The following is a 2247-nucleotide window of genomic DNA, read 5'->3' as shown; positions in this document are numbered from 1 at the left end:
GGGTCGCGCGGGCGGGGGGGGCCGGATCCCCCGACCGCAACTTACGGGCTCCACCCGGGGCGGGGGGCCGGCCGCCCCCCCCCCGCGGGGGGGGGCGGCCCCCACGGGACGGATCACCGGGGACGCGGCGGCGGCACTACCTCTGCGGACCGCACTCGCTGACCTTGTAGCCGATGGCCCTCGGGTAGTCCGACCGGTTCAGGCGGACGCGGACCACGACAGGTCCCGATTCCTCCTGGTCGGTGGTGCCGCCGATGGCGTTCAGCACCCCGTCCAGCTCCGCGACGTCCGTGACGTCGTACCCCGTCATGGGGGTCTTCTCCGAGCCGAAGACCTTGTCCAGCTGGTCGTAGTTCCACGGGTGCAGGACGTTGTAGTAGTCCGCGGGCCGGGTCGGCGGCTTGGTGTAGAAGCACGGCTCCACCAGCATCTGCTCGATGCCGTAGAACCCGTCGTTGTCCAGCACGAAGATCACCGGCTTGAGGCCCGGGCGGACGTGGGTGGACACCTCCTGCGCGGTCTCCTGGAACGAGCCGTCACCGACGAACACCAGCGGTCGGCGGTCCGGGCGGGCCAGGGCGACCCCGGTGGTGGCGCCCACCGAGTAGCCGATGGACAGCCAGCTGTTCTGGGCGAAGTAGGTGTCCTTCTCCGCGATGTGCAGGTCCATCGAGCCGAGCAGCGCGAACCCGGCGTCCGAGACCACGGTGAACCGGTCGGGGTGCTCGCGCAGGAACCTCGTGACGCGGCAGAACAGGCTGTCGTAGGTCAGGGTCCGACCGCAGTCGTCACCGAGGTCGGCGTGCCGGGCGGCCGTGCTCTCCGGGACGTCCAGGCCCGCCGCGTGCCCGCGGGCGTAGTAGTCGCCGGTGAAGTGACCGGCCCCGAACTCGCGCACCAGGGCGTCGCGCAGCGCCGTGGTGAAGCGGTCGAGGGGCACGCCGGGGTAGTAGTAGGGGCCGACGCTGACGCCGTCGCGGGCGGCCACGATCCAGTCGGAGCCGATGTGCTGCGCGCCGCCGAGGTTCTTCGAGGTGGCCCAGGACCCGATGCCGATGCGGACCTTGGCGACCTCCTGGAACGCCCGGTAGACCTCGGGCGTGCTGGCCTTGCCGTTGTAGACGCCGAGGAACGACGGGTGGTCCTCGGAGACCACGGCCTTGCCGCCGATGGTGGTGGCGAACGGGATCCCGGTCTCCTCCACCAGGCTGAGGAACTGCTCGGCCAGGTCGAAGCGGTCGACCTCCTCGCCTGCCCACAGCACGGGCGTGCCGAGCTGCCCGACGAGCGCGACGGCGGCCTTGACCGACTTGGTCAGCATGGTCTCGTTCTTCGGGGTGAACGGCCGGGGTTCGGCGGCGAGCACGCCCACCGGCGCGGGGCAGGTCGCGTCCCAGACGTCCTCCATGACCTCCAGGTAGACCGGGCGCTGCTCGGTCAGGCAGGCCACGATGGCCGTGTCGACCTGGCGGGGCGCGAGGCCGGGGTTGGTGATGACCTGGGCGTCCACGGTGACCTGCCGGTACACGTCCAGGTTGCTCTCGCGCCGCGTGCTCATGTGCGAGGTGAGCAGGCCGACGGCCTGGAAGTTCAGCCACTGCTCTGAGGTGGGCGAGGCGTTGATCGCGATGATCGGCACGTTCGACGTAGGCCCCGCCGAGCGGGTTGAGGAGGTTGAACGCGCCCACGCCGTAGGTGCAGGCGGCCGCGCCGACGCGGGGACCCGGGCGCACCCAGGCGTAGGCGTCGGCGGCGTAGCCCGCGCCGACCTCGGTCGGGGTGCCGACCCAGTGCAGCTGCGGGAAGTCCTCCAGGGCGGTCAGGAACGGGCCGAGGTGGTTGCCGGGCACGCCGAAGACGTGGCCGATGCCCAGCTGCGACAGCCTGGTCGCGAGGTAGCCGGCCACGGTGGTCGTGCCGGTCCTGCCGGTGGTGGTGGCCGCCTTGGTGGTGGTGCCGGTCGTGGTGGTCACGGGATCGGCACCTCCGCCCGCGCCTCGTCCTCCACGGGTTGTCGCCGCGTGGGCACGTCCGCCGCGTGCAGCGCCGGTGCGGGCGCGTCGTTGACGGCCATGGCCGCGCGCACGGCGGTCTCGACGGCGCCCTCGACCCAGGCGTGCTTGAGCGAGACGTGCTCGCCGGCGAAGTGCAGCGGTCCCTCGGGCTTGCCCACGTCGAGGTGGAAGCTGGTCATCTGGTGCGGGGTGTAGACGGCGGCCTCGCCGAAGGCGTACGGGTTGCGCAGCC

Annotated in this window: 2 protein-coding genes and 1 pseudogene; all 3 read right to left on the bottom strand. The window is 72.1% G+C overall.

Translation table 11 applies throughout. The features are described 5' to 3' along the window. Positions 1–136: 136 nt before the first annotated feature. Entirely contained in the window at positions 137–1639 is a 1503-nt protein-coding gene (locus AB0G02_RS36030; protein WP_360803694.1) for a thiamine pyrophosphate-dependent enzyme, read from the bottom strand. Positions 1640–1697: 58 nt separating this feature from the next. Beyond that, positions 1698–1850: pseudogene (locus AB0G02_RS36025) on the bottom strand (thiamine pyrophosphate-binding protein); the annotation flags it as partial. Between the two features lie 119 nt (positions 1851–1969). Continuing rightward, positions 1970–2247: FAD-dependent oxidoreductase (locus AB0G02_RS36020; protein WP_360803691.1), on the bottom strand; the 278-nt coding region annotated here is incomplete at its 5' end.

The sequence above is a fragment of the Actinosynnema sp. NPDC023658 genome (assembly GCF_040639995.1).
In the GTDB taxonomy this organism is placed as follows: Bacteria; Actinomycetota; Actinomycetes; order Mycobacteriales; family Pseudonocardiaceae; genus Actinosynnema.
This window is presented reverse-complemented; position numbering and strand designations above follow the sequence as displayed.